20 protein-coding genes are annotated in these 25,769 nt (G+C 50.4%); 4 read left to right on the top strand and 16 right to left on the bottom strand.

Going from position 1 to position 25,769, the window contains the following annotated elements:
- Positions 1 to 106: 106 nt before the first annotated feature.
- The 7 genes from putP to IE064_RS11120 form a co-directional block, all read right to left on the bottom strand.
- Positions 107 to 1,558 (bottom strand): sodium/proline symporter PutP, encoded by a 1,452-nt coding sequence (putP, locus tag IE064_RS11150; RefSeq protein WP_189617885.1) that lies wholly within the window; start codon positions 1,556 to 1,558, stop codon positions 107 to 109.
- Positions 1,559 to 1,717: 159 nt separating this feature from the next.
- Positions 1,718 to 3,349 carry a BatD family protein gene (locus IE064_RS11145; protein WP_189617884.1) on the bottom strand — a complete coding sequence of 544 codons (1,632 nt, stop codon included), beginning with the start codon at positions 3,347 to 3,349 and terminating at the stop codon, positions 1,718 to 1,720.
- Positions 3,343 to 5,397 carry a VWA domain-containing protein gene (locus IE064_RS11140; protein WP_189617883.1) on the bottom strand — a complete coding sequence of 685 codons (2,055 nt, stop codon included), beginning with the start codon at positions 5,395 to 5,397 and terminating at the stop codon, positions 3,343 to 3,345. Before IE064_RS11140 ends, IE064_RS11145 begins: the two co-directional genes overlap by 7 nt.
- Positions 5,394 to 6,377: a vWA domain-containing protein gene (locus IE064_RS11135; RefSeq protein ID WP_189617882.1), complete on the bottom strand. Its 984-nt coding sequence runs from the start codon at positions 6,375 to 6,377 to the stop codon at positions 5,394 to 5,396. The genes IE064_RS11140 and IE064_RS11135 overlap by 4 nt, the downstream gene beginning before the upstream one ends.
- Positions 6,371 to 6,889, bottom strand: coding sequence for a DUF4381 domain-containing protein (locus IE064_RS11130; RefSeq protein ID WP_189617881.1), 519 nt, complete (start codon positions 6,887 to 6,889; stop codon positions 6,371 to 6,373). Before IE064_RS11130 ends, IE064_RS11135 begins: the two co-directional genes overlap by 7 nt.
- Positions 6,886 to 7,824 carry a DUF58 domain-containing protein gene (locus tag IE064_RS11125; protein ID WP_189617939.1) on the bottom strand — a complete coding sequence of 313 codons (939 nt, stop codon included), beginning with the start codon at positions 7,822 to 7,824 and terminating at the stop codon, positions 6,886 to 6,888. Before IE064_RS11125 ends, IE064_RS11130 begins: the two co-directional genes overlap by 4 nt.
- A 2-nt stretch (positions 7,825 to 7,826) precedes the next feature.
- Positions 7,827 to 8,783: an AAA family ATPase gene (locus IE064_RS11120; protein WP_133039983.1), complete on the bottom strand. Its 957-nt coding sequence runs from the start codon at positions 8,781 to 8,783 to the stop codon at positions 7,827 to 7,829.
- Positions 8,784 to 9,150: 367 nt separating this feature from the next.
- On the opposite strand from IE064_RS11120, the gene fadI reads away from it, so the two are divergent.
- The 3 genes from fadI (at position 9,151) to IE064_RS11105 (ending at position 14,751) form a co-directional block, all read left to right on the top strand.
- Positions 9,151 to 10,461, top strand: coding sequence for an acetyl-CoA C-acyltransferase FadI (gene fadI, locus IE064_RS11115; protein ID WP_133039951.1), 1,311 nt, complete (start codon positions 9,151 to 9,153; stop codon positions 10,459 to 10,461).
- 6 nt (positions 10,462 to 10,467) lie between these two features.
- Positions 10,468 to 12,597 carry a fatty acid oxidation complex subunit alpha FadJ gene (fadJ, locus tag IE064_RS11110; RefSeq protein ID WP_189617880.1) on the top strand — a complete coding sequence of 710 codons (2,130 nt, stop codon included), beginning with the start codon at positions 10,468 to 10,470 and terminating at the stop codon, positions 12,595 to 12,597.
- A 135-nt stretch (positions 12,598 to 12,732) separates the two neighbouring features.
- The gene (locus tag IE064_RS11105; RefSeq protein WP_189617879.1) at positions 12,733 to 14,751 is read left to right on the top strand and encodes a DNA topoisomerase III; all 2,019 of its coding nucleotides are present in this window, start codon (positions 12,733 to 12,735) and stop codon (positions 14,749 to 14,751) included.
- Here the strand turns inward: IE064_RS11105 and IE064_RS11100 are convergent.
- On the bottom strand, positions 14,748 to 14,945 hold the full coding sequence (locus IE064_RS11100; RefSeq protein ID WP_133039954.1) for a DUF4250 domain-containing protein: 198 nt from the start codon (positions 14,943 to 14,945) through the stop codon (positions 14,748 to 14,750). The two genes, IE064_RS11105 and IE064_RS11100, sit on opposite strands and share 4 nt — an antisense overlap.
- A gap of 217 nt (positions 14,946 to 15,162) precedes the next feature.
- Entirely contained in the window at positions 15,163 to 16,449 is a 1,287-nt protein-coding gene (locus IE064_RS11095; protein WP_373295264.1) for an alpha/beta fold hydrolase, read from the bottom strand.
- Positions 16,450 to 16,667: 218 nt separating this feature from the next.
- Here IE064_RS11095 and IE064_RS11090 point away from each other — a divergent pair, with 218 nt between their 5' ends.
- Positions 16,668 to 17,312, top strand: coding sequence for an MBL fold metallo-hydrolase (locus IE064_RS11090; protein ID WP_133039956.1), 645 nt, complete (start codon positions 16,668 to 16,670; stop codon positions 17,310 to 17,312).
- A 108-nt stretch (positions 17,313 to 17,420) separates the two neighbouring features.
- On the opposite strand, the gene pstB is transcribed toward IE064_RS11090, so the two are convergent.
- The 7 genes from pstB to IE064_RS11055 form a co-directional block, all read right to left on the bottom strand.
- The gene (gene pstB / locus IE064_RS11085; RefSeq protein ID WP_189617877.1) at positions 17,421 to 18,233 is read right to left on the bottom strand and encodes a phosphate ABC transporter ATP-binding protein PstB; all 813 of its coding nucleotides are present in this window, start codon (positions 18,231 to 18,233) and stop codon (positions 17,421 to 17,423) included.
- Positions 18,233 to 19,063 (bottom strand): phosphate ABC transporter permease PstA, encoded by an 831-nt coding sequence (gene pstA, locus IE064_RS11080; RefSeq protein ID WP_189617876.1) that lies wholly within the window; start codon positions 19,061 to 19,063, stop codon positions 18,233 to 18,235. The genes pstB and pstA overlap by 1 nt, the downstream gene beginning before the upstream one ends.
- The gene (gene pstC, locus IE064_RS11075; protein WP_189617875.1) at positions 19,060 to 19,995 is read right to left on the bottom strand and encodes a phosphate ABC transporter permease subunit PstC; all 936 of its coding nucleotides are present in this window, start codon (positions 19,993 to 19,995) and stop codon (positions 19,060 to 19,062) included. Before pstC ends, pstA begins: the two co-directional genes overlap by 4 nt.
- Positions 19,996 to 20,061: 66 nt before the next feature.
- The gene (pstS, locus tag IE064_RS11070; protein ID WP_189617874.1) at positions 20,062 to 21,108 is read right to left on the bottom strand and encodes a phosphate ABC transporter substrate-binding protein PstS; all 1,047 of its coding nucleotides are present in this window, start codon (positions 21,106 to 21,108) and stop codon (positions 20,062 to 20,064) included.
- Positions 21,109 to 21,281: 173 nt separating this feature from the next.
- Positions 21,282 to 21,779, bottom strand: coding sequence for an acetolactate synthase small subunit (gene ilvN, locus IE064_RS11065; RefSeq protein ID WP_189617873.1), 498 nt, complete (start codon positions 21,777 to 21,779; stop codon positions 21,282 to 21,284).
- A complete protein-coding gene (locus IE064_RS11060) occupies positions 21,779 to 23,503 on the bottom strand; it encodes an acetolactate synthase 3 large subunit (protein WP_189617872.1) in 1,725 nt (574 codons plus the stop codon). Before IE064_RS11060 ends, ilvN begins: the two co-directional genes overlap by 1 nt.
- Positions 23,504 to 23,810: 307 nt before the next feature.
- Positions 23,811 to 25,691, bottom strand: a complete 1,881-nt coding sequence (locus IE064_RS11055) for a M1 family metallopeptidase (protein ID WP_229800000.1) — start codon at positions 25,689 to 25,691, stop codon at positions 23,811 to 23,813.
- Positions 25,692 to 25,769: the final 78 nt, after the last annotated feature.

Below are 25,769 nucleotides of genomic sequence, written 5' to 3'. Positions count from 1 at the left end.
ATAAAAAATTAGGCCTGATAAATGGGAAATATAACGGCAATTAGCATCTCTTTATGGTGATGCAGCTAAGCTAACAGATGTACGCTTAGCTGCACGGGTATCAATATTAGAGTGCTTGCTTTATGGTGTGATATTGCTTGACAGTGGTTGCCGCTGGCGGAAACAGCAGGCTGACGCCAACGCCCGCAATGGTGGCGAAAACAAAGCCTGGTAACAATTCGTATAATGCAAAAATGCCGCCATTGGCCAGTTTCCACAGCACTACGGTAACGGCGCCGACCATGATACTGGCGATGGCACCCTGACGACTATAGCCGTGCCAAAATAGTGATAGCAGAACCACCGGGCCAAATGCTGCGCCAAAGCCAGCCCAGGCATAACTGACCAGCCCTAGGACGCTGCTTTGCGGATTCAGCGCAATAACACCGGCCAAGATGGCAATTCCCAGTACTGCTAGACGCCCCACCGCCATCAGTTCGCGGTTGGACGCCTTTGGACGTATCCAGCGGCGGTAGAAGTCTTCAGTGACTACGCTGGAGCATACTAGTAACTGCGAATCAATAGTCGACATGATGGCTGACAGAATTGCTGCAATCAAAATACCGCCAATCCATGGGTTAAATGCCACTTGTGTCAGGTGGATAAAGACAGTTTCTGGGTTATCCAGTGGTTTATCAGCAAAGTACAGTATTCCGGCAATCCCGGTGGCTAATGCCCCGAGGAGGGACAATAGCATCCAGCTCATGGCGATGCGGCGCGACACTGGCAACTCCTTGGTACTGCGTATTGCCATGAATCGGCATAAAATATGAGGTTGACCAAAATAGCCTAAGCCCCAGGCTAAGGCTGATAGCAGGCCAATCCATGTCATTTTGTCGCTGAAAAGTGATAGCAAAGCGGGGTCTAGCGTATCAAGACTTTTATGGCTTTCAGGATGGGTAAACATACTGATAGGGACAATTAACAGCGCCAGTAACATCAGACATCCCTGAAAGAAATCGGTCCAACTGACGGCAAAAAAGCCGCCAACAAAGGTATAGGCCACGATGACGACCGAACCGACGACCAGCGCCAGGCGATAATCCATGCCAAATACTTTCTCAAACAGGATGGCACCGCCTACCATGCCGGAAGAGGCATAGAAGGTGAAAAACACCAGAATGGTTAGCGCCGACACCAGTTTTAACAGGCCGCTTTTATCGGCAAAACGTTTCTCAAAAAAGTCGGGGAGGGTGAGGGCGTTATCGGCCATTTGTGTGTATACCCGTAAGCGTTTAGCAACAAACAGCCAGTTGAGCCAAGCCCCGAATAATAGGCCAATACCAATCCAGGCTTCACCCATGCCCCCAAGATATACCGCGCCAGGGAGGCCGAGTAACAGCCAACCAGACATGTCCGATGCGCCGACACTGAGCGCAGTGACTGCCGGGCCCATCTTGCGGCCTCCCAGAATATAGTCGTCGAGTGAATCAGTTGCCCGGTACGCCCAGTAACCGATTGCCAGCATGGCAGCGAGATAACCAATAAAGGTAACAGCGATAGGTGTGTCGATCTGCATGGGAGTTTATTGTTTGTTATATGGTTGTTATTGTTGTGGCGTCATCCTAGCAGATATTTGAAGTGGCTCACAATGCTGTTGTGGATGTTGCGCTTGTTCACACAAAACCGTCATCGAAAAAAGGGGCCAGATGGCCCCACGGTTGGAAATTGTCCGCTGTTATGGATTAAGCGATGACAGCGGCGATTTCTGCTGTTTTTGTTGGCTATATTGGTGACGAAATTGCGCCAATGCTTGCAGCAATATTTGGTACAAAGGCGCCGTATCCGTTGGTGTGCGACTGTAATGTGCTGATTGGATCTGCGCTGCGACCTCAGCCAGTGTGGGTGCGATTGACGCTAGCTGTCCAAGTGACAGTTCTTTGCCAGTAATAGTCGCGACTTCTCTTATTAATGCATTCAGCACTTGTGCGGCATCATCGTTGGCAATGGCTGTCTGTAAGGATGGTGCTGCAACGGCTGGCTGCGGCGCTGTGACAATTTCGCGGTGAGCATCCACCATGGGTGTTTTGCGAGCCCGCCACCACAATCCCAGTGTTAGTAGCCACAGTCCGGCAAAAACGGCAGTAGCTAGCGGCCAGTAACCGTGTGCGGTCGGTACTGCCTGTGGCGTGGCGACACTCAGATCTGGCGCTGGTGCGTTGCTGGCTGGTTTCACCTTAATATGCCGTGCTGGTAGCGTGGCATATTCTTCTTGGTTTAGGTGCGGATTCCACCAGGCCACTTTGATTTCCGGTAAGGTGTAGTTACCCGCTTTGGCTGGCACGATGGCGATGGTTTGGGTCAACTTAGCTACCATCTGACCGTTACGAACATAGGTTTTTTTGACGGGTTTATCGGGGTAGCTGCGCATGTCGGCCGGAAGAGGAATATGCAGATCTGGTAAGCTGGTTTCATCGGCATTGGAGGCCAGCAGTGTGATGTTGCGGGTAATGGGTTGTCCCGCTTCATAGCTTTGGTTATCTTTCCAGTCTTCTTGTAATGCCACTAAATCGGCCACCAGCCAATCCCCCACATAAGCTTGAGGAATGGGCTTGATGGTGACCACTAGACTGTCACCTTGCGCCTGTACCGGCCGACTTTCTTGGAAGGAAAACATCCCGCTGCTCGGACTATTCATCAGCACATCGCCAGAGAAATTAACGCCGTTTATCATTAACTTGCCCGGATTGTCGGCAACAATACTATAGGTACGCTCGATGACCCGATAGCGGCGACCATTAACGATTTCATTACTGTCTTTATCATCGCCTACCTGTTTGATCTGAGCGCCTTCAATATTGGGGGTCGACAGTACACCCCGTTGCAAATCAACCGCCAGATATAACTTTACCTTGTAGGTGAGCAACTGGCCGATATAGGCTTCATCGCTGGATACGCTGGTGCGTAAAAACAGGTTTTTCATCTGTTGTGGTTGACTGCCAGAATCCACCACCTGTAGCTGGATCGGATTGGATTTGACGCCGTTAATCTCAAATGCCGGAATGGTGACCTGTCCCAACTGTTTGGGCGCAAGCAGGATCTGCCAGCGGGTTTCTTTGCGAGTATCAAAATTGATGATCTGGGTACTGCGACCAACGCTAGTGCGGCCCACAATAAAGTCTTTCAGTAGCGCGGAGGTATCCAGAGCCTGACTTTGCAGATCGTCATCTGCCGTCACCGTTAATGCAACGTACTCTCCCTGCGATACTGGATTCTTATCGACAGAGGCTTGTAATTCGGTCAATGCCAGTGCTTTCAGTGGCAACAGGGTTGCCAGAAGCAGCCAGAATGGAAAGCGTAGTTTTACCACTGTTGTTGTTCCTTGGGTATATCGCCGTTCTGCCGGCGTTTTTGATATTCCAACTGCATTTTGTTGCGCAGCAGTGCGGCCGGATCGTCAACCACAGCTTTTAATGCCCGCTGCATATCTGCTGGCAACTTGTCCTGATTATCCAGGCTGGATGCCGCCACAGCACCATTTTGCGGGTTTTGTGGCGCGGGTTTATCCGCTGTTTGGGCAGCACTGGCATTTGCCTGCTGTTTCGCCGCGTCAGTCTGGTTATCCTGACTAGCATCAGCCTGCATTTGTGGTGCAGGTTGTGCGTTCTGTGGTGCACTGTCTGACGCTGCTGCTTGCTGCTGGTTTGCTGCCGATGATTTATCCGCTGCTGTCTGCTCCTGCTGCTTATTATCGGTAGCAGAGGATTTAGAAGAAGCCTTGTCCTTAGCGGCAGAGTCTTCCCCTTGGGATGCTTGCTGTTGCTCCTGCTTGTTAGCAGATTTATCACCTTGCTGCGGCTGTTGACTGCCTTGATTATCTTTACCACTATTTTGCTGCTGATCCTGAGGTGACTGTTGCTGCTCAGGTTTATTCTGTTCAGAGTTGTCGCCTTCCTTTTTGTCTCGTTGATCGGCCTGGTCATTGTTCTTATTCTGTTTATCAGTACCCTGCTGTTTTTGATTGCCAGACTGATCATTGTTATTCTGTTTTTGTTTGTTTTTCTTTTGCTTTTCCTGTTCTTTAGCGATTTTTAAGTTCGTTTGGGCATCTTTCATATCAGGTTCTTTTTTGAGTGCTTCGTTGTAGCGTTTTATCGCTTCGTCATATTCACCCATCTGCATCAATGCATTACCTTGATTGAAGTAACCGTTCGCGCTTTTATCTTGTTCAAAAGCCTTAAGTGCACCTTGATAGTCACCAGCGCGATATAAGGCGCTACCTTGCCAAGCGGGGTTGGCAAATTTATCTGCGGCAGTCTTAAAGTCTTGTTGCTTAAATGCCTGCATCCCCTGCTGATCTCGGGTATGCCACAGGTTATCCCATGTGTTGGCCTGTGCTTTTGGTGTTAGTAAGTTGCCACACAATGGCAGCACTAACAGCCAGACGGGCAAGCCATATCTGAACATCGCCAGCATAGGCAACAGCAGCAGTAATGCTAGGTAGGGGCCGAGATCTATCCAACTATCTCCTGCAAGGTGGGTGGCTTGGGCATCTTCATCAGTACTCAGCCACTGCCGCAGCTTGATTAGGTCTGAGCCATCGTTGGCAAAGGGGATCAGGCTACCATGACAGCTTTGTGCAAGTTCATTCAACTGCCCATAATTGGTGCCAGGTACCACGACTTGATTACTGCTATCACGCATAAGTTGACCATCGCTCAAACGTACTGGTGCGCCTTGGGTAGACCCTAACGCCAATACGCCTAGCCGATAATGGGTGTCCTGCAATACCGCTTTGGCCGCATTAAGCTGCGCAGTTTCCACGCCATCGGTGACCAGAATGATATCGCCTTTAATATGCCCCCCCTGCGACAATAATTCCTTGGCTTTAGTGAGTGCTGCCGGCAAGTTGGAGCCCATCACTGGCATAATATCTGGGCTGAGTGTTGGCAACAGATTTAATAAAGTGTTGCTATCGCGCGTGAGTGGACTAATGACAAATGCATCTCCGGCGTAGGCGATCAATCCGGTTTCACCTTCTTTAAGCCCTTTCAGTAAATCGGTGACCCGGAATCTCGCTTGTGTCAGGCGATTGGGCGTCAGGTCAGTGGCATACATCGACAGCGACATATCCATCACAATGACACGGCCTTGGGTAGACGCGAAGACCGGCAGCGGCTTTTTGAATAGGGCAGGACCGCTTAATGCCAATACGGCTAACAGCCAACAACTGGTCACCAGAGGTAGCCAGTGGCGGCGCTGCTGGTCGCCTTTGCTGATCAGTACATTTGCGAGATGAGGGGCGATGTACTTATCCCACTGGGAGTGCTCACCTTGATGTTTCAACTTTGACCACAACACCAATAGTAATGGCAACAGGGCGATAAACCATTCCGGGCGGATGAAATGCAGACTCATTGAGACCTCCCGGCAGATTTTCCTGTGGGCAATGTCATACTCAGACTCAATGCTAAACTAAGCAGTAATGCCAGCCCCAGTGGCCAGTAAAACAGCTCAGACTGCGGCCGGTAAGTAAGCGGATCTCGGCTTATCGGTTGCAAACGGTCAATTTCCTGATAAATCTGTTGCAGTTCTTTCGGGTCGCGTGCGCGGAAATATTTACCATGGGTAACATCGGCGATGCGTTTTAACTGGTCTTCATCCAGATCCGCAGATGGATTGACCCGCTCGATACCAAATAAAGTGCGGCGCTCCATCACATCCGCTCCCACCCCGATGGTGTAGATGGTGACATTACGTTTGGCGGCAATCGCGGCGGCCTGATCTGGGTCAATACTGCCCGCGTTGTTGGAGCCATCGGTCAGTAGTACCAATACGCGATTACTTTTATCGAGGTTATCAAACCGTTTTACCGCCAGCGCGATAGCATCACCAATTGCCGTTTGTTTACCCACCAGACCTATCTGTGCTTCCTTGAGATATTGGGCAACGGAACGGCGATCCTGTGTTAGCGGCGCTTGTAAATACGCCGCGTCGGCGAACAGTATCAGGCCGATACGATCACCCGCGCGGCGTTCGATGAAATCACTGACGACTTTCTGGATCACGCTAAAGCGATCAACGGTTTTGCCATTCAGTACCATATCTTCAATCTGCATACTGCCTGACAGATCCACGGCAACCATCAGGTCGCGCCCCTGGGTTGGTAACTCAATGGGGTCGCCTAACCATTGTGGTCGTGCTACTGCCAGAACCAGCAAGGACCATAACAGCCAAATCATCCAAGGCCGCCGTTTTGGGTTATGCATTTCGGCTATTGCATATTGGCGAATGCCCGGCATTTGTAATTGACCTCCGGCCACTTTTTGAGGCCGGAAGCGGATCAATAGTGGCAACGGCAACAACAGTAGCAACCAAGGCCAAGCGAGATTTAGCATGACTTGCCTCCTTTGCCTACACGTCGATAAAAACTCGGCGCGCATAGCAGCCATTGCTGACACAGCGTTATGAGTTCTTCTGCATCCTCGGCCGCGGGATGCATCTGGTAACGCTGTTGCAGTAACCGCTGGAATTTCCCCTGCTGCTTGCTTGGCAATGCTTGGTCCAGGTACTGATACCAAGGCTCGCCTGTAAGGCTGGCAACGTGTTCACGGCCACCGTAACTGATGGCACAGCGTTTCAGCAAGGCACTGAGGTGCAGCATCAGTTGCGGATCTTCAGTATCGAGTTGTGACAACAGTTGTAGCGCAGCTTTGGCCGGGGCTTGCTGGCGTTGTAACCGTTGGTGGCGTCTATACAGCCACACGCTCAAGGCGATGAGTGACAACATCGCCAGCACCAAAAGTGCCAATACTGCAGGCGCTGGCGGCCAGAAGCCTATCTCAGGAGGCAACCTGATATCCTTCATGGCGCTCAGCGCTGGATTGGCAGTTGCAGAAGTCGGCATCATCGTAACAAATTCAGTTGTTGGTTGAGGTTGCGTGCGGCATCAAGCAGTCGCACGGGGATATGCAGTGATTGCATCATCTGTTCAAATTGCGCTAAGGCATGCTGTTGTCGCTTGAGCCAAGCGTCATAACTGTGGCGATCCAGCAGTAAAGACTGCCCCTGATCCCGCACCGGTAATGCAAAACGTTTGGGTAATGGCAGACTACCGTTGCGTAGCGGATCGGTGATCACAAAGGCTGATACCTCGCTATGGCGGCAGAGATCTGACAGCGGTTGCCGACATTCATCATCAAAGCCGCTGCCGTCAGTGATCAGCCACACCTGTGAGCCAGGTTTCGTTAAACGAGCGAGTTGCCGACAACTCTGCGCCATTAATGCCGAAGGCTCGGGGGTACGCTGCTGCAGTGTTTGCAGCTGTTGCTGATGTACCTCTATCAGCGCCGATATCAATGCAAGGATCCCTTGTTCACGGGTCCGCGGCTTCAGTTCGCGGCGTTTGTTTTCACCAACAATTAAGGCCCCCAAGCGGTCTCCTTGCTGAATGGCTTTCCAGCCCAAGGTGGCTGCTAGATGGGCGACTTGCACCGCTTGCAACAGCAAGGTTGAGCCAAAATACAGGCTGTGTTTTAGGTCTACTAGCAGTAAAACCGGACGTTCCCGCTCTTCCACAAACAGCTTAGTGTGGGCTTTGCCAGTGCGTGCTGTGACCCGCCAGTCGATGGTGCGAACATCGTCACCATGCTGATAATGGCGCACTTCGGCAAACTCCATGCCGCGGCCTTTGATGAGGCTACTGCGATTACCGGCCAGTGCAGCTCTGGCACGCACTTGGTTATCTGGCAATGCCCGTGCTAGGTTTCTGCACGCCAGCAATTCCGCTTCGTTCAGATGCACGCCATCAGCAAATAACGGCAGCGTATGTTCAGACTCAGACATCATTAGGGCACGGCCACCTGGCTGAGAATATGGTTGATCACTTCATCTCGGCTTACTCCTTCCGCTTGCGCCTGATAACTTAGCAATAGGCGGTGGCGCAATACGTTAGGCAGCACGGCTTGGATATCCTCCGGTGCCACAAAATCTCGCTGGTATAACCAAGCTCGGGCGCGGGCGCAGCGTTCAATGGACTGGGTGGCGCGAGGGCTGACACCATATTCCAGCCATTTGGCTAACTCGTCGCTGTAGCGCTGTGGTTGCCGGGTCGCCATCACCAAATCAACGATATAGCGCTCCAGTGGTTCGGCCAGATAAATCTCCAGCGCCTGTACTCTGGCATTGAAGATGTCGTCCTGGGAAATAGGCGTCATCTTTTCCATGCTGCGGGTTTTGGCTTCATTACGTGATAGCCGCAAAATTTCCAACTCTGTGTCTGCACTCGGGTAATCCAGATTCAGGTGCATCAAGAAGCGGTCGAGTTGTGCTTCCGGCAACGGATAGGTGCCTTCATTTTCTAACGGGTTCTGCGTGGCCATCACCAAAAACAGTTGTGGTAACTTGTAAGAATGCTTACCGACGGTCACTTGACCTTCAGCCATCGCTTCTAACAGTGCCGACTGCACTTTGGCGGGCGCGCGGTTAATCTCATCGGCCAGAATAAGATTATGGAATATCGGTCCGGCTTCAAATTCAAAGGTGCCGGTTTGTGCCCGATAGATGTCGGTTCCGGTTAAATCTGCCGGGAGGAGATCCGGGGTAAACTGGATCCGGTGAAAATCCCCTTGAATACCGTCACACAGCGCTTTGACGGCGCGGGTTTTTGCCAGTCCTGGTGGGCCTTCTACCAACAAATGGCCATCGGCGATCAGTGCCAGCAGCAGGTTTTCAGTTAATGACGGCTGACCGACGATGACGTGGTCAAGGTATGTTCTTAATGCGTGAAAACGACTTAACGGCATAGGGCTTCTCTTATCCAGCTCGCGCAGCTTCGGCTGCAAGGTTTTCCTGTCATTGTGCGGAATATTACAGGGCGATTGAAGTACAAAATGCTATGAATTAAAAGTTAATTTTTCTTAAGACAGATTCGGTTGTTAGCACGAAAGTACATCATCTGCACTGTAGTCATAGACCCGTGCTAGGCCGGAATTATCCCGCAGCGTTCGCAGTTGCCGATAATTTATCCGCTGGAAAATCCAAACAAGTGTTTAAAACCTATCGAGAAGAAGTTAGAATCGGATCACATTTTGATGGTCAGACCTGTTGGGTGTATGTCTGACTAGGAAATTTAAGTCTGTGGTCATGGACCAAATATAACGAGGATAACAGATGAGTGACAGACAGCAGGTAACCAATGCCAAGGGCGAACGCATTGCCATTGTGGCAGGTTTGCGTACACCGTTTGCTCGTCAGGCGACGGCCTTTCATGGCATGCCAGCCGTAGATCTGGGCAAAATGGTGGTGGCTGAATTACTGCAGCGCACTGAGCTTGACCCGGCACTGGTAGAACAACTGGTGTATGGTCAGGTGGTGCAGATGCCTGCTGCTCCTAACATTGCCAGAGAGATTGTGCTGGGAACCGGCATGAAGGTGACCACCGATGCTTACAGTGTCACCCGCGCTTGTGCTACCAGTTTTCAAAGCACAGTAAATGTGGCTGAAGCGATTATGACTGGCAATATTGACATCGGCATTGCTGGCGGCGCTGATTCCTCCTCTTTATTGCCTATCGGTGTTTCTCGAAAACTGGCGATTGCGCTGGTGGATTTAGGCAAGGCGCGCAGTCTGAAACAAAAATGGCAAGTGCTCAGCCGACTGCGGCCGAAAGATCTGTTACCGGTTCCACCGGCGGTGGCTGAGTATTCCACTGGGTTATCGATGGGACAAACCGCCGAGCAGATGGCCAAAAGCTACCATATCAGCCGCGCCGATCAGGACGCGTTGGCGCACCGCTCGCATACACTTGCCAGCAAGACCTGGGCTGAAGGCAAGCTGAAAGAGGAAGTGATGGTGACCCATGTGCCGCCATACGACAGCTTTATCGAACGTGATAACAATATCCGTGACAATTCCACCTTGGAGTCCTACGCCAAATTGAAGCCAGTGTTTGATCGCAAACATGGCACGGTCACGGCGGCAACCAGCACACCGCTGACCGATGGTGCTTCAGCGGTATTGCTGATGAGTGAAGGCCGAGCCAAAGCCTTGGGATATCAGCCTATTGGCTATATCAAGAGCTATGCCTTCAGCGCTATTGAAGTCTGGCAAGATATGCTGATGGGGCCGTCATATGCAACACCACTGGCGCTGAAACGTGCAGGGATGCAACTGGAAGACTTGGATCTGATAGAGATGCATGAAGCTTTTGCGGCGCAGACGCTGGCCAATATCCAGATGTTTGCTTCAAAGACCTTTGCCGCAGAGAAGCTGGGACAGAGCCGCGCCATTGGCGATATCGATATGAGCAAATTTAACGTGCTGGGTGGTTCACTGGCTTATGGACATCCTTTTGCGGCGACAGGTACTCGTTTGATCACTCAGGTGTGTAACGAGTTGAAACGTCGTGGTGGCGGAACTGCGCTGACCACCGCCTGCGCCGCCGGGGGCCTTGGTGCCGCCATGATCCTGGAAGTGGAGTAAAAGGCCATGGAAATGACAGAAAAAACGTTTGATCTCAATGTCAGAGATGATGGCATCGCTGTGATGACAATGGATGTTCCCGGCGAAACTATGAACACTTTGCGGGCCGAATTTGTCCCAGAAATGACCGAACTGCTGGCGCAGATCCGCGCCGATCAGCGCATCAAAGGGCTGGTGGTGATCTCCGGTAAAAAAGACTCGTTTGTTGCGGGTGCGGATATTGCCATGTTGGATGCCTGTGATACCCGTGATAAAGCCAGTGAGCTATCCGCCGCCGGACATCAAGTGTTTGGTGAACTGGAAAAATTAGAGATCCCGGTTGTTGCGGCCATTCATGGCGCATGCCTTGGGGGCGGGCTTGAGTTGGCACTGGCATGCCATAAGCGTGTTTGCACTGACGATGGCAAAACTATGCTGGGGTTACCGGAAGTACAGTTAGGACTGTTGCCTGGCAGTGGCGGCACTCAACGTTTGCCAAGGCTGATTGGCATCGCCAAAGCCTTGGATATGATGTTAACCGGTAAACAAATCCGGCCGAAACAGGCATTGAAAATGGGCTTGGTCGACGATGTCGTGCCCCAGACCATTTTGTTGCAAGCGGCGATAGAACTGGCGCAAAAGGGCAAGAAACGCCCTAAGCGCAAAGCAACCTTGATGGAACTGGCGCTGGAGCGCACTCACTTTGGCCGTAATATATTGTTCGATCAGGCATTAAAGCAAGTAGAACGTAAGACTCAGGGAAATTATCCCGCGCCGCCAAAAATAATTGATTGTGTGCGCATTGGTGCCGATGAAGGCATGGCTGCAGGTTTGGCGACAGAATCCCGTTATTTTGGTGAATTAGTGATGACGGCTGAATCCGCCGCGCTGCGTTCGATCTTTTTTGCCACTACCGAAATGAAAAAAGAAACCGGAGCTGACGGCTCTGAGTCAAGACCGCTGAAAAAAGCGGTTGTGCTGGGTGGTGGTCTGATGGGCGGTGGTATTGCCTCGGTCACCATCAGCAAGGCCAAGTTGCCGGTGCGGGTAAAAGATATCAGCGAAAAAGGGCTGTCTAATGCCTTGTCCTACGCCTATAAACTGCTGGATAAAGGTGTTAAGCGGCGCCATATAAGTGCAGCGCAGCGGGATAAACAGATGGCGCTGATGAGTACCACCACAGAATATATTGGCGTACACGATGCGGATATCGTGGTAGAAGCGGTGTTTGAAGATCTAAAACTCAAACATCAGATGGTGCAGGATATTGAACGCGAATGTACTGCACATACGGTATTTGCGTCCAATACGTCGTCTTTGCCAATCGGCCAGATTGCTGCCGTGGCTAGCCGACCAGAAAATGTTATCGGTTTGCACTATTTCTCACCCGTGGAAAAGATGCCATTGGTGGAAGTCATTGCCCATGAGAAAACATCTTCTGAAACCATCGCCACCACTGTTGCTTTTGCCCGTAAGCAGGGAAAAACCCCGATAGTGGTAAAAGATGGTGCCGGATTTTATGTCAATCGTATTCTAGCGCTCTACATGAACGAAGCAGCACAACTGTTGTTGGAAGGCCAGAGTGTGGAGCATCTTGATCAGGCACTGGTGAAGTTTGGTTTCCCGGTAGGTCCGATTACATTGTTAGATGAAGTGGGCATTGATGTCGGTGCCAAGATTGCGCCAATTCTGGAACAAGAGCTGGGCGAACGTTTCCGCGCCCCAGCGGCGTTTGAAAAACTGCTGCAAGATGAGCGTAAAGGGCGTAAGAACGGCAAGGGTTTTTATCTTTATGGTAAAAAGAAATCCAATAAAAAACAGGTGGATAGTTCAGTCTATAAGGTGCTGGGCATCACCCCCGGCGTGGCTTCAGAGAATGCGCAGTTGGCACAACGTTGCGTGGTGCAGATGTTAAATGAAGCAGTGCGGTGCTTGGACGAGGGTATTATCCGAAACGCTCGTGATGGTGATATTGGTGCTATTTTCGGTATCGGTTTCCCGCCATTTTTAGGCGGACCATTCCACTATATCGACACTCTAGGGGCGGCCAAGCTGGTGGCGATCCTTGAAGGCTACCAGCAGCAGTTTGGCCAACGTTTTGCCCCCTGTGAACGGTTGAAAACGATGGCAACGACAGGCCAGCGCTTTTTTGGATAACATTTGTCACTTTGCCCCAAAACGCCCGCAACAGTGGGCGTTTTTACTTGTAGATGGGCGTGTTGAGTATGATGGTTTGCAGTTTATGGTAAAGCGGGTTAAATTTACTGTAAATTTATACAGCACTATAGGGCTATGATTTTATATATTGCTGAAAAGCCGAGTCTTGGCCGCGCTATTGCTGATGTGTTAGCTAAGCCGTTGCGCAAACATGAAGGCTATATTGAGGCGGCTAATGGTGATTGTGTGTCCTGGTGTATTGGGCATCTGCTAGAGCAGGCGACCCCAGATGCTTACGATCCGCAATATAAGTCTTGGCGGGCGGAGCATCTACCCATTGTGCCGCAGCAATGGCAGTTATTACCCAAAAAAGGCAGTCGTACTCAGCTTGCCGTACTGAAAAAACTGATCAAACAGGCTGACCAGCTTGTCCATGCAGGCGATCCTGATAGAGAAGGGCAGTTATTGGTGGATGAAGTGCTGTCTTATCTGGGTACCAGTAGTAATAAGCAGTCGGCGACACAACGGTTGCTTATCAGTGATTTAAACCCTCAGGCCGTTAGTCGTGCTCTCGGGCAGATGCGCAGTAATCGGGAGTTTGTGCCACTATCCACCTCAGCCCTGGCGCGCAGTCGTGCTGACTGGCTGTATGGTATGAATCTGTCGCGGGCTTATACCTTGCAGGGGCGCAAGGTCGGTTATCAGGGGGTTTTGTCGGTAGGTCGAGTGCAGACACCGTTGCTAGGCTTGGTGGTGCGTCGAGATGAAGAGATTACCGCATTTCAACCAAAGCCGTTTTATGAGGTGTGGGCACAGCTGCAATGTGACGATGGTGCCAGCTTCCGTGCGCGCTGGCAGCCAAGTGACGCCTGTCGCCCTTGGATGGACGAGGACGGCCGCGTATTGGCAAAAGGCCTTGCAGAGAACGTTATTCAACGCATCACCGGACAAACTGCAACGGTGGCTGCACTAGAGAGCAAACCCAAACGACAGGCACCACCGCTGCCTTACAGTCTTTCGGCGTTGCAAATAGATTGCAATAAACGCTTTGGCATGAGCGCGCAGGAGGTACTAGACACGGCGCAAGCATTGTATGAACGCCACAAATTGCTGACGTATCCGCGCTCCGACAGTCGTCATCTGCCACAGGCGCAATTTACTGACGCTGCAGAGATCATTGCGGTCATCAGCAAAGGCGCGACAGAACTGCTACAAGGGTGTGAACCCCCCGATGCTAAACGCAAATCTAAAGCGTGGGATGACAGTAAAGTTGATGCCCACCACGCCATTATTCCTACCCGCAAAGTGGCTAATCTTGCAGGCTTGTCTCAACGCGAACGGCAAGTCTATCTGCAAGTTGCCAGGCAGTATCTGGCACAGTTTTATCCCCATTATCAGTATCTAGAGACACAGGTTCAGTTGCAGATTGCTGGTGGCCTTTTTATTGCCAAGAGCAAGCAGGAACAACAACTGGGCTGGAAACAGTTGTTCCGGCAGGAAACGAGTCATGATGAAGAGGAGGCATTAGCCGGAAGCTTGCCGCCACTCAAGACGGGTCAACAACTGCAATGTGTGAATGGCGAATTGCTGGAAAAAGTCACCCAGCCACCCAAGCATTTTACCGATGCCACACTGTTAGCCGCGATGACCGGAATTAGTCGCTTTGTCAGCGATCCACAAATTCGTAAAGTACTTAAGGAAACCGATGGTCTCGGCACCGAAGCCACTCGCGCCGGTATCATTGAGTTACTGTTTAAACGGGGATTTTTACAGCGGCAAGGCAAGAGTATTCTGGCTACAGCGGCTGGCATCGGGCTGATCCACAGCTTGCCGGACGTTGCCACAACACCGGATATGACCGCACAGTGGGAAAGCAGTCTGGAGGCCATCAGTCGTCGTGAAATGAAATATCAGGCATTTATGCAGCCACTATTGCAGCAGCTTACCGAGTTGGTTAACCAAGCACAGAACAGCTTGCCAACAGCACTGTCCGGGATAAAAAACCAGCCGCGAAGTTTCCGCCGAACTGGCAGAAAAACGACATCGAACATGAGCAACAGGGCTGATAAGAACAACAAGGCAAAGGCTAATTCCGGTCAGCGAGCTAGGCGCCAAGCGAGACCTAAACCGGGAGAGACGAAGCCTAGCGTCTAGACATCACGTACTTTGCGGTACTGATTAGACACCATATCGTACTCATAACCGAATTGATTTAATTTCTGCTCCAATAGCTGAGGCGATAAGTCAAGTTCGTATAACAGTGCCTGTTTGTCCTGACAATGCAGACGGAGTTTTTCATTGACGATACCGAGCAGGATCTCGGCCGGCAGTTGTTGCAGATCTTGCATGATAGATACCTCCCGGAACATCTTCTAAGCATAGCTACTGAACGGCTGATATCGTGGAAATAACCATAAAATTATAATGGGAATTTGCACCTTACTATTGCCATAAAAAAGGCCTGCCGCCTGGGCAGACCTCAAAAGACTATTCAATTCAAATGGTCACGTATTGGCAACGAAACCGAGACATATTATGCCGTTGCCTAATTAAGCAGAACTGAAATCAGCGCAACTGTGAGCCGTTATTCAGCGCTATTAACCGCTCCAATATATGTTCGCCGTCGATACGAATGCCATTGTGCTCGTACTCGGAAGTCAGCCAATAACGGAGATTCGCAACCTGCGCGGCAGTTTCCAGGCTGAATTTCCGCTCCACATACATGTCGTCACTGTAGATAGCGGCAGCCACCGGTACTTTATTAGCCGCAAGCTGTTGCAGATTATAGAGTGTCGGCCAATCCTGCTTGCTGGCCAGCAATTCGGCACATTCTTGCAAAGGACGCAAATTGCTTATCTGTTGCAGCATCCACGGATATACCATTTCACCGGTAAGTAGCAGCTCGTCAGCTTCCGGCGAAAATTCTGGATATTCAGCACGTAGACGATGGGCGGCCCACGCCGATGATGTTTGCTGGCAATAGATGGCTTCATGCAACAGCACATATAACGGATTGGTGTGATAGCTCAACATCTGGGTGAAGTGCTCGGCAAATAGCGGGTTGAGAGTGCTGCCATTGACTCCCGATACCAGCGCTTGTTCAAGCAAGTAATAGACGGCTTCAGGCCCTTGCATCATGCCAAGATGGATCCCCAGCAGTTGCAGCATTTCTACCGTCAGCAGATCGCCATTGGGCAGGTATTCCTGATGTTGTCTCAAGTGCGCAGCCAGTGTGTTGAGTAACTTTGGCGCATCAGGGAAGCGGCGTTGAAACTCGCGGTTTTTGCTTAAAACCCGTTGATAAGTGGCGCGATAGACCTCATCGGCACTGCGCGTCAGCGAAGGAATACCGCCGGTAATAAAGGCTTGTTGCAGTCCTTCGGGCGCGACGCTGAGGTAACGTAGGATGCAGAAACCGCCAAAGCTCTGACCGAGTACACTCCAGGGCGCTTGCGGGCTGAGCTGCTGACGAATAGCTTCGGCATCCCGTACGATATTGTCAGCACGGAAATAGCTCAAATATTGTGCCTGTTGGACGGCAGTTAACCCAGCCAACGTCCGGTAACTGACGGGTGATGATAAACCAGTGCCGCGTTGATCTAGCAGCAGTACTCGATATTGCTGTAGGGCGCGTTTTATCCAGCCACCGTTGGCTAATGGCCGCTGCGCGGCGAAACCTGGCCCACCTTGAAAATATAATAACAATGGTAGATTTTGTGCGCCTGGTTGTAACCCTTGCAGTTCGCGTGCGAACACTTGAATGGTTTGTCCCTGGGGCGCGGAATAGTCTAAGGGTAAGCTGAAATAATGCTTATGGCATCGCATTCCTTCGAGTTGTGTAATATTGTCCATCATGGTCATCTTTAGCAAAATTTTTGAGCGATTGTACAATGAAAATGCCCCTTAGGATGCCCAAAAAGTAATTTGCTCGCGCTTTCATTGACGGGAAAAGCTAAACTGGCAATCGCTCATAGCTTTTATGGCTCGGATCAAATTTTATTGCTGGTAATTGATCGATGATGGCAATGTTTATCATGGACAGATAAAACCAGCCTGAGAGTAACAACTATATGAAATATCAAATAATTCCCGTAACGCCGTTCCAACAGAACTGCAGCCTTGTCTGGTGTGAACAGACGCTGAAAGCCGCAGTGATCGATCCCGGTGGCAACATTGACCGGATCCTCGATGCTGTGCGTGAACATGGACTGACGCTGGAAAAGATTTTACTGACGCACGGACATATCGATCATGTTGGTGGCGCCGCTAAGCTGGCTGAACAGCAGCGGTTGCCGATTATCGGTCCACATGTGGCTGACAAAATGTGGTTAGAGCAACTGCCTATTCAGAGCCAAAAATTCGGCTTCCCGGCGAGTGCGGCATTTGAGCCCAACCAATATCTACAAGATGGTGATGAAGTTACCGTTGGTAACAGCGTGCTGAAGGTGTTTCATTGTCCCGGACATACACCGGGTCACGTGGTTTTTTGGTCTGAGGCAGACAAATTAGCCTTTGTGGGGGATGTCTTGTTCCGGGGTTCTATCGGCCGTACTGACTTCCCTGGTTCTAGTTATCAAGCGTTGATCGATTCAATTAGCCATAAACTGTGGCCGTTGGGGAACGATACCCGCTTTGTTCCAGGCCATGGGCCGATGTCAACTTTTGCGGAAGAGCGCCAGAGCAATCCGTTTGTGGCAGACCAACTGCTGCAATAATGGCTTTGGTTCGAGTATGACGCCAGCCTCGGTGTCGGCGCGTTATTTGGCAGCTTTAAATCGAATCTAAAAAGGCCCGCAGGGCCTTTTTACACACTTAACTCACCGTTAACCGAAAGTACCGCTAACGTACTTGCGGGTGCGGTCATTCACCGGATTCTGGAACACCTGTTTGGTTTCACCAAACTCGATCAGCTCGCCAAGATACATAAATGCCGTGAAGTCAGAAATACGGGCGGCCTGCTGCATATTGTGAGTCACAATTACGATAGTGTATTCCTTACGCAGCTCGGTGATAAGCTCTTCAATGCCTTGGGTCGCAATGGGATCCAAGGCTGAGGTGGGCTCATCCATCAGGATCACATCGGGTTTTAGGGCAATAGTGCGAGCAATACACAAACGCTGTTGCTGACCGCCAGAAAGGCCAGATGCTTCGCTGTGTAGCTTGTCTTTTACTTCATTCCATAACTGCGCTTGCTGTAGCGCTTCTTTAACGCGATGGTCCATATCTTTCTTGGACAGCCGCTCATACAGCTTGATCCCAAAGGCGATGTTGTCATAAATGCTCATGGGAAATGGCGTGGGTTTCTGGAATACCATGCCGATTTTGGCACGTAGATCGTTCAGGTCTACTTTCCTGTCCAATACTGAGAGTTCACCCAGCATGACATTGCCTTCGGCATACTGATGTGGATACAGCTCATAGATACGATTAAGACAACGCAACAGCGTGGATTTGCCACAGCCGGACGGACCAATCATCGCGGTGACGCGATTCTGATAAATCGGCATGCTGACATCAAACAACACCTGCTTGTCCTTGCCATAGTAAAAGTTCAGATCCCTGATATCCATCCGCTGTACTAGCGGTTTTACCTGTTGGGGTTGTTGATAATCTTTTAATTGCGCGACCAGACTCATCACGACCTCCGCTTTTTCAACTGGGGCAGTACCCGAGAAATAATGTTCAAAAACAAAATAGCCATAGTGATCAGCAGTGCGCCTGACCAGGCCAGTTGGTTCCAGGAGTCATAAGGACTCATTGCAAATTGGTAAATGGTCACCGGTAGGTTTGCCATCGGTTCGTTAGGATTCACTGTCATAAAACTGGAGTTAAGTGCGGTAAATAGCAGTGGGGCAGTTTCACCACTGATACGGGCTACCGATAACAGAATGCCGGTGATAATGCCGGTGCTGACAGCGCGATAGCTTAGTTTAACGGTCACCTTCCAGCGTGGAGTACCAAGACCTGCGCCCGCTTCACGCAAGGTGATGGGCACCAGTTTCAACATCTCTTCAGTGGTGCTGATGATGACTGGTAATGCGATAATCGCCAGCGAAATAGCACCGGCCCAACCCGAGAAGTGGCCCATAAATACCACCACCATCTCATAAACAAACAAACCGATGAGGATGGACGGTGCGCTCATCAACATACCGTTAAGAAAACGGATAGTGTCAGCGGTTTTAGAGTGCTGCCCATACTCCGCTAACCAAGTTCCGGCGAGAATACCGATGGGGGCCGCAATAACAATCCCTAACAGTGTCATGATGAGACTGCCAACAATGGCGTTGGCCAGTCCGCCTTCGCCGCCAGGGCCGGGAGTGACTTCTGTAAACAGGCTCCAACTCATACCCGCCATCCCTTTTTGAAACAGGGTAAACAGAATGATCACCAGAATGCCCAGTCCTATTAAGGTAGCCAGCACACACATGGCGCGGAACAACTGATTTTTAAACTTGCGGATCATTGAGCTTTCCTCCGCAGCAGCACGCGGGCGGTGCCCATCACGATAAAGGTGATCATAAACAGCACCAGACCCAGTCCGATTAAGGCTGAGATGTGCATATCACCGGTTGCCTCATTGAATTGTTCGGCAATTGTGGCCGAAATCGAGGTTGCCGGCATAAACAGGCTGGATTCAATACTCTGGGCGCCACCTATCACAAAGGTGATCGCCATGGTTTCGCCCAGTGCTCGCCCCAATGCCAAGATTAAGGCACCAAAAATCGGTCCTTTAATGGCTGGCAACAGTACCTTGATAATTACTTCAAACTGCGTGGCCCCAATACCATAAGTGGCTTCACGTAACACTTTGGGGACTGTTGACAGCGCTTCTTTGATCAACGAGGTCAGGATTGGCAGGATCATAAATGCCAGGATGATGCCAGAGGTTAACAGACCGACCCCCATAGGCGGGCCACTAAACAGTTGACCAATGATGGGTAACTCGGACAGATGCTCTCCGGCCCACACCTGAAAACCTTCAGAAAACCAAGGAGCAAAGACAAACAGCCCCCACATACCGTAAATAATACTCGGGACCGCTGCTAGCAGTTCTATCGCAATAGACAGGGGCCGAGATAACCAAACAGGGCAGAGTTCAGATAGAAAAATCGCAATGCCAAGGCCAACGGGGAGCGCGAGAAAAACGGCAATGACAGACGATACCAGTGTGCCGTACAGTGCATTGGCTGCACCAAACTCTTTGGTCACTGGATTCCATTCGCTGCTGAAGAAAAAGCCCACACCAAATTTTTCCAGCGCTGGCCAAGCGCCAATACACAGCGACAGCAGAATGGCAAACATCAGCACGGAAATCAGTCCCGCGCTGGTGAGGCAAGCCCGACGAAACAGATCGTCACCTTGCCAAGGAAGTGCTCTTAACGATATTGCAGTCATAAAGTCACAACTTTTTTAGAAATGGCTAAGCCCCCGCCAGAGGCGAGGGCTCGATTCGAATAACACTTAGTAAACAGCTTTGCCACCGGCTGTTTTGATATCGCTGTGCCACATGGTTTCAACCATCTTCACAACGTTATCTGGCATTGGTACGTATTCCAACTGAGAGGCCAGCGCGTCACCATTTGCATAGCTCCATTCAAAGAACTTCAGCACTTCTTTGGCAGTATTTTCATTTGCCTGAGATTTGTGCATCAGAATGAAGGTTGCTGCAGTCATTGGCCAAGAAGCGGCACCTGGCTGGTCGTTCAGGATCAGTTTGAAGCCAGGAGCATTAGCCCAGTCTGCGTTAGCGGCAGCGGCCTGGAATGCTTCCATTGTTGGCATAACAAACTTGCCATCTTTGTTTTTCATCTGGGTATAGGCCAGATCGTTGGTTTTCGCGTAAGCATATTCAACGTAACCGATAGAGCCTTTGGTACGTTTAACGAAGTTAGCGACACCGGCGTTACCTTTACCACCCAGCTGATGGGCTTCCTGTGGCCAAGCAACTTCTTTATCAACACCTACTTTTGACTTCCAGTCGCTGCTTACGCGTGCCAGATAATCAGTGAAGTTGTAAGTGGTACCTGAACCGTCTGAACGGTGCACGGTGTAAATTGGAGTATGAGGCAGTTTCACGCCGCTGTTCAGCTCGGCAATTGCCTTGTCATCCCAGCTTTTCACTTTGCCCAGGTAGATGTCTGCCAGCAGTTCACCTGTCAGTTTCAGCTCACCAGCCTTAATGCCAGGCAGGTTAACAACGGCCACGATTGAACCCATTACGGCTGGAAACTGTACCAAACCTTCTTTGTCCAGTTTTTCCTTGTCCAGTGGTGCATCAGAAGCCCCAAAGTCTACCGTTTTGGCGATAATCTGTTTGATACCACCACCAGAACCGATAGCCTGATAGTTCAACTTAACACCGGTTTCCTTATTGTATTGCTCTGCCCACTTAGCATAGACAGGGTATGGGAAGGTAGCACCGGCACCGTTGATAACAGTATCTGCATATACAGAAGCTGATGCGGCAATGGTACAACCTAACAGGGCGCCTTTAAGCAAGTTGTTCATATAGCAATCCTAAAAAGTGACTTTCCGTCGTTTGGTTAATTGACGGTGCAATTTTTAACATTGCTAAATGACAGCTATGTGACAACTGGAAATATTTTGCTTTTTTGCGTTGAGAAAATGACAAAAGCTCCTAGAGGAGCTTTTGAATAATGGCGACTTGATAAAAATAAATCCTATACTCTCATTGATTTATCGCCACGTGCTAGGCCGACAATGCCAGAGCGAGAAACTTCTACCACTTTCGTCGTTTCCGATAATGATTGTACGAAGGCATCCAGTTTTTCGCTGGTCCCGGTCATCTGAATGGTATACAACGTTGGCGTGACATCAACAATCTGACCACGGAAAATATCGGCAGTACGTTTGACTTCATCGCGGGTGTCACCAGTGGCTTTCACTTTGATTAACGCCAGCTCGCGTTCAACGTAACTGGATTCGGTGATATTGGACACTTTAAGTACGTCAATCAACTTATGTAGTTGTTTTTCTATCTGTTCCAGAATCGATTCATCGGCAAATACTGTCACCGTTAGCCGTGACAAGGTGGCGTCGTCAGTTGGCGCAACGGTTAAGGTTTCAATGTTGTAACCGCGTTGGGAAAATAGGCCGACAACTCGTGACAAAGCGCCCGGCTGGTTTTCCATCAATACAGAAATAATTCGGCGTTTCATCAGCATTTCTCCGTTTTGCTCAGCCACATGTCACTCATCGCGCCACCTCGGATCTGCATCGGGTAGACGTGCTCCGTTTCATCAACACTGATATCGACAAATACCAGTTTGTCGGTCATTGCCAGCGCTTCGGCCAGTTTGCTTTCCAATTCGGCCGGATTGCTGATAGTCATGCCCACATGACCATAGGCCTCGGCAATTTTGGCAAAGTTAGGTACTGAGTCCATGTAAGACTGAGAATGGCGACCAGCATAGATGATGTCCTGCCACTGCTTAACCATACCCAGAAAACGGTTGTTAAGATTGATGATTTTGACCGGAACCCCATATTGTAAGGCGGTTGACAGCTCCTGGATATTCATCTGAATTGAACCATCACCGGTAACACACACCACGGTTTCATCTGGCAACGCCATCTTGACGCCCATGGCGGCCGGTAGACCAAAACCCATAGTGCCGAGCCCGCCGGAGTTGATCCAACGCCGAGGCTTATCGAACGGATAATAGAGGGCGGCGAACATTTGGTGCTGGCCGACATCGGATGCCACATAAGCATTACCGTGAGTTAGCTTGTACAACACTTCTACCACTTGTTGCGGTTTGATGCGCTCATTGGATTTCTGATAATTCAGACAATGGCGCTCACGCCAACCCGTGATCTGCTGCCACCAGTTCTCCAGCGCGGCTGCATCCTGTGCGGGGAACAGTTCCGATTCCCGCAGTAGCTCCAGCATCTCGTCCAATACGTTGTCTGCAGAGCCCACAATCGGGATGTCGGCATGCACGGTCTTAGAGATAGATGAGGGATCAATATCAATGTGCATCACGGTGGCATTGGGGCAATATTTGGCAACATTATTGGTGGTACGGTCATCAAAACGGACACCAATACCGAAGATCAGGTCACTGTTGTGCATTGCCATATTGGCTTCATACACCCCATGCATGCCCAGCATCCCTAAGTTCTGTGGGTGACTTCCCGGAAATGCGCCTAACCCCATCAGTGTATTGACTACTGGCAAATTGAGTTTTTCCGCCAATGTGCGGATTTGCGGTGCACATTCAGCAATGATGGCTCCACCGCCCACGTACAGTACTGGTTTTTTGGCTTCCAGCAGTGCTTGCAATCCCCGCCGGATCTGGCCTTTGTGACCAGAAATGGTCGGATTATAAGACCGTAGTTTAACGTGTTTGGGGTACTGGTATTCGTATTTGAGCGCCGGATTTAGGCAATCCTTCGGCAGATCTACCACCACCGGCCCGGGACGGCCAGTGGCGGCAATGTAAAACGCTTTCTTGATGATATTGGGGATTTCTTTCGGATCCGTCACCAAGAAACTATGTTTCACCACTGGCCGCGAGATGCCGATCATGTCGCACTCCTGAAAGGCGTCGTTACCAATCAGATTGCTTGGCACCTGACCTGAAAGAACCACCAGTGGGACGGAGTCCATGTAAGCGGTGGCAATGCCAGTGATGGCATTGGTTGCACCTGGGCCTGAGGTGACCAACACTACACCTACTTTGCCAGTGGCACGTGCATAGCCATCAGCCATATGCACCGCCGCCTGTTCATGACGAACCAAAATATGTTCAATATCCGATTTTTCGTGTAGTGCGTCGTAGATGTCCAGAACGGAGCCACCAGGGTAGCCAAAGATATGTTTAACGCCTTCATCGATCAGTGATCGCACGATCATGCTGGCGCCGGAAAGCATCTCCATTGTTATTTCCTTAAAAAAATAAGATACCGTTACGGTAAACAGTAACTTTTACAGCGACGGTAATCGCTCTAATCATCGGCAAGGAGGGTAATCCTCGCCACCCTGAACCCGGCCATTGCGGCTTATCACCTTGTAAGGTAGGGGTTCTCGTCCAGATGGACAGAAATTCATCATATTGAAAAAAAGTGAATTTGCAAGCATAGGTCTAATACATTTTGGCAACATGAGAGATTTTCACCAAGACCCAGACCAGATTTACATAAAGCCCGTCGTGATGACGGGCTTTATTTTTTTGCGGTGGTAAACGTTATTGAAATAGCGGTGCAATGCTGCTGCTTGTCAACGGATGGTAAGCGCTTTTGGCCTGTGAGAATATTCTTGCTGCCCAGGCTCTCTCTGGTGATTTGGCGAGCTTTTCGTACAGGGGTAACACCAAGCGTAAGCGACCAATGCGTTGCAAATATTGGCCTAGCGCTGGTTTAACCGCAAAATCGTTGTAATCCAATGCCAGTGAAAACCAGGAAAACGCAATTTCATCGTTACCGGTCGTGCTGAAATTAAACTGTTTATCTAGCGCTTGTAACTGTGCGCTTGTCAGTGGCTGTTGACTGGTTGCGGCTGGCATTTGCTGCAAGAAATGCAGCCATTGCTGGGCATTCCATTCTTGTGTAGCCAGTTGCGGCAGTGGCGTACCACTTAACCAGGCATTTCTGGCAGCATCTACCACTTTGAAGGCATCTGATTGAGGGACTGGTGTGAACTCGGGTAAGCCGGTGCCGTATAGCCAGGTGTGTATTTGTTGTTGGCTGACAACATTAGGATATAGCGCCAACAGGTGTTGTTGCAGATATTGCTCAAAGCTATTGGTATCAATACTGCCAAACGCAAAATGGGCAAAATATTGTTTTACGAAAGTATCGAAATGCTTACGGCCAAATTTTTGCTCCAGAAATAGCAGGAATAGTTGTCCCTTGGTGTAAGGAATGCCACTAAAAGCCGTATCGGGGTCGCTGTCTTTGAGATCGGCATGCAGTGCCGTTAGGGCTGTGGGCAGTGTTGGCAACTCTTTTTGTAGTTCACCATAAGCAATCGCCAGCTCCATTTTGGCTCGCTCGCTACCATAAAGATCTTCTACTACCCGATTTTCAACATAACTGGTAAAACCTTCATTGAGCCACAAATCTTGCCAACTGGCATTGGTTACCAGATTTCCGGACCAAGAGTGCGCCAGTTCATGGGCGATAACGCTGACCAGACTGCGATCTCCGGCGATAATGGTCGGCGTAATAAAGGACAATTTGGGATTTTCCATACCACCAAAAGGAAAACTTGGCGGCAGAATTAACAAATCGTAACGTCCCCAGCGATAACGACCATAGCGCTGCTCGACCGTATTGATCATTTTAGGGGTATCAGCAAATTCGTACTGTGCTTGTTTTAGTTGTTCGGGTTCCGCCCATACTCCCGAGCGGGCATCAAACGCGGCAAAGGCGAGGTTCCCGGCAGCGATGGCGATCAAGTATGACGGGATTGCCTGTGGCATCTCAAAGCGGGTCACCGTGTCGCTTACTGGGTGGCGGTCGGCACTCATTAGCACTGTCAGGCCTTTGGGCGCGGTTACTGTGGCATTATAGCTGGCGCGGATCGACGGGGTGTCCTGCAGCGGTAACCAACTCCGTGCATGAATGGCTTCATTCTGACTGAACATAAAGGGTTGTTGCTTGCCTAGTGTCTGGGCGGCAGTTAACCACTGCAGTCCACTGGCAGCGGCGGCACTGGCATGGCTGATACGCACTTTAAGTGGCTTCAGCTTATTGGTGTCTATGGTGAGCTTTTGGCCCAGTACCGGGTCTTTTGCCGCGAGTGTAAAGGCCAGTGGTTGCCAGCGGCCATGTAGATCAAGTCCCTCAACATTGGTGATCGTGAGATCGCGGCTATCAAGTACCAGTGATGCACCTGGCTTGGACCAATGCAGTGTCAGCGTGGTGACGCCAAGGATCTGCTGATGGTCAAAGTCGAGTGCCAGTTGCAGATCGATATGCCTTGTTTGTACATCTTGAATATTGGCATAGCTGAAGCTGTCGGTAACGGCATGAGCACCTGGAGTGACTAACAGCAGTAGTGTCAGTATGGCACCAAGCCGCCGTAGAATAGGTATTAACAACAAGGCAGATTCCTTATAAATCATCAGCAACAGACAACCTCCATATGCTGGCGGCTTATCTGTTATTTTACAAAACGGACCATTATAATGCCGAGCAGTTGC

This window comes from Shewanella fodinae (genome assembly GCF_014651955.1).
GTDB classification, from domain to species: Bacteria; Pseudomonadota; Gammaproteobacteria; order Enterobacterales; family Shewanellaceae; genus Shewanella; species Shewanella fodinae.
Note: the sequence above shows the minus strand (reverse complement) of the source record. Positions and strands in the feature narration are given on the sequence as shown.

Bases quoted from the DNA above. Each gene is read 5' to 3' on its own strand.
- IE064_RS11120 (WP_133039983.1), bottom strand. From the start codon at position 8,783: ATGCCGTTAAGTCGTTTTCACGCATTAAGAACATACCTTGACCACGTC.
- pstA (WP_189617876.1), bottom strand. From the start codon at position 19,063: ATGATCCGCAAGTTTAAAAATCAGTTGTTCCGCGCCATGTGTGTGCTG.
- IE064_RS11140 (WP_189617883.1), bottom strand. From the start codon at position 5,397: ATGAGTCTGCATTTCATCCGCCCGGAATGGTTTATCGCCCTGTTGCCA.
- IE064_RS11060 (WP_189617872.1), bottom strand. From the start codon at position 23,503: ATGGAGATGCTTTCCGGCGCCAGCATGATCGTGCGATCACTGATCGAT.
- IE064_RS11090 (WP_133039956.1), top strand. From the start codon at position 16,668: ATGAAATATCAAATAATTCCCGTAACGCCGTTCCAACAGAACTGCAGC.
- IE064_RS11125 (WP_189617939.1), bottom strand. From the start codon at position 7,824: ATGTCTGAGTCTGAACATACGCTGCCGTTATTTGCTGATGGCGTGCAT.
- fadJ (WP_189617880.1), top strand. From the start codon at position 10,468: ATGGAAATGACAGAAAAAACGTTTGATCTCAATGTCAGAGATGATGGC.
- ilvN (WP_189617873.1), bottom strand. From the start codon at position 21,779: ATGAAACGCCGAATTATTTCTGTATTGATGGAAAACCAGCCGGGCGCT.
- fadI (WP_133039951.1), top strand. From the start codon at position 9,151: ATGAGTGACAGACAGCAGGTAACCAATGCCAAGGGCGAACGCATTGCC.
- pstB (WP_189617877.1), bottom strand. From the start codon at position 18,233: ATGAGTCTGGTCGCGCAATTAAAAGATTATCAACAACCCCAACAGGTA.
- putP (WP_189617885.1), bottom strand. From the start codon at position 1,558: ATGCAGATCGACACACCTATCGCTGTTACCTTTATTGGTTATCTCGCT.
- IE064_RS11130 (WP_189617881.1), bottom strand. From the start codon at position 6,889: ATGATGCCGACTTCTGCAACTGCCAATCCAGCGCTGAGCGCCATGAAG.
- IE064_RS11105 (WP_189617879.1), top strand. From the start codon at position 12,733: ATGATTTTATATATTGCTGAAAAGCCGAGTCTTGGCCGCGCTATTGCT.
- IE064_RS11095 (WP_373295264.1), bottom strand. From the start codon at position 16,449: ATGGACAATATTACACAACTCGAAGGAATGCGATGCCATAAGCATTAT.
- pstS (WP_189617874.1), bottom strand. From the start codon at position 21,108: ATGAACAACTTGCTTAAAGGCGCCCTGTTAGGTTGTACCATTGCCGCA.
- IE064_RS11135 (WP_189617882.1), bottom strand. From the start codon at position 6,377: ATGCTAAATCTCGCTTGGCCTTGGTTGCTACTGTTGTTGCCGTTGCCA.
- IE064_RS11100 (WP_133039954.1), bottom strand. From the start codon at position 14,945: ATGCAAGATCTGCAACAACTGCCGGCCGAGATCCTGCTCGGTATCGTC.
- IE064_RS11055 (WP_229800000.1), bottom strand. From the start codon at position 25,691: ATGATTTATAAGGAATCTGCCTTGTTGTTAATACCTATTCTACGGCGG.
- pstC (WP_189617875.1), bottom strand. From the start codon at position 19,995: ATGACTGCAATATCGTTAAGAGCACTTCCTTGGCAAGGTGACGATCTG.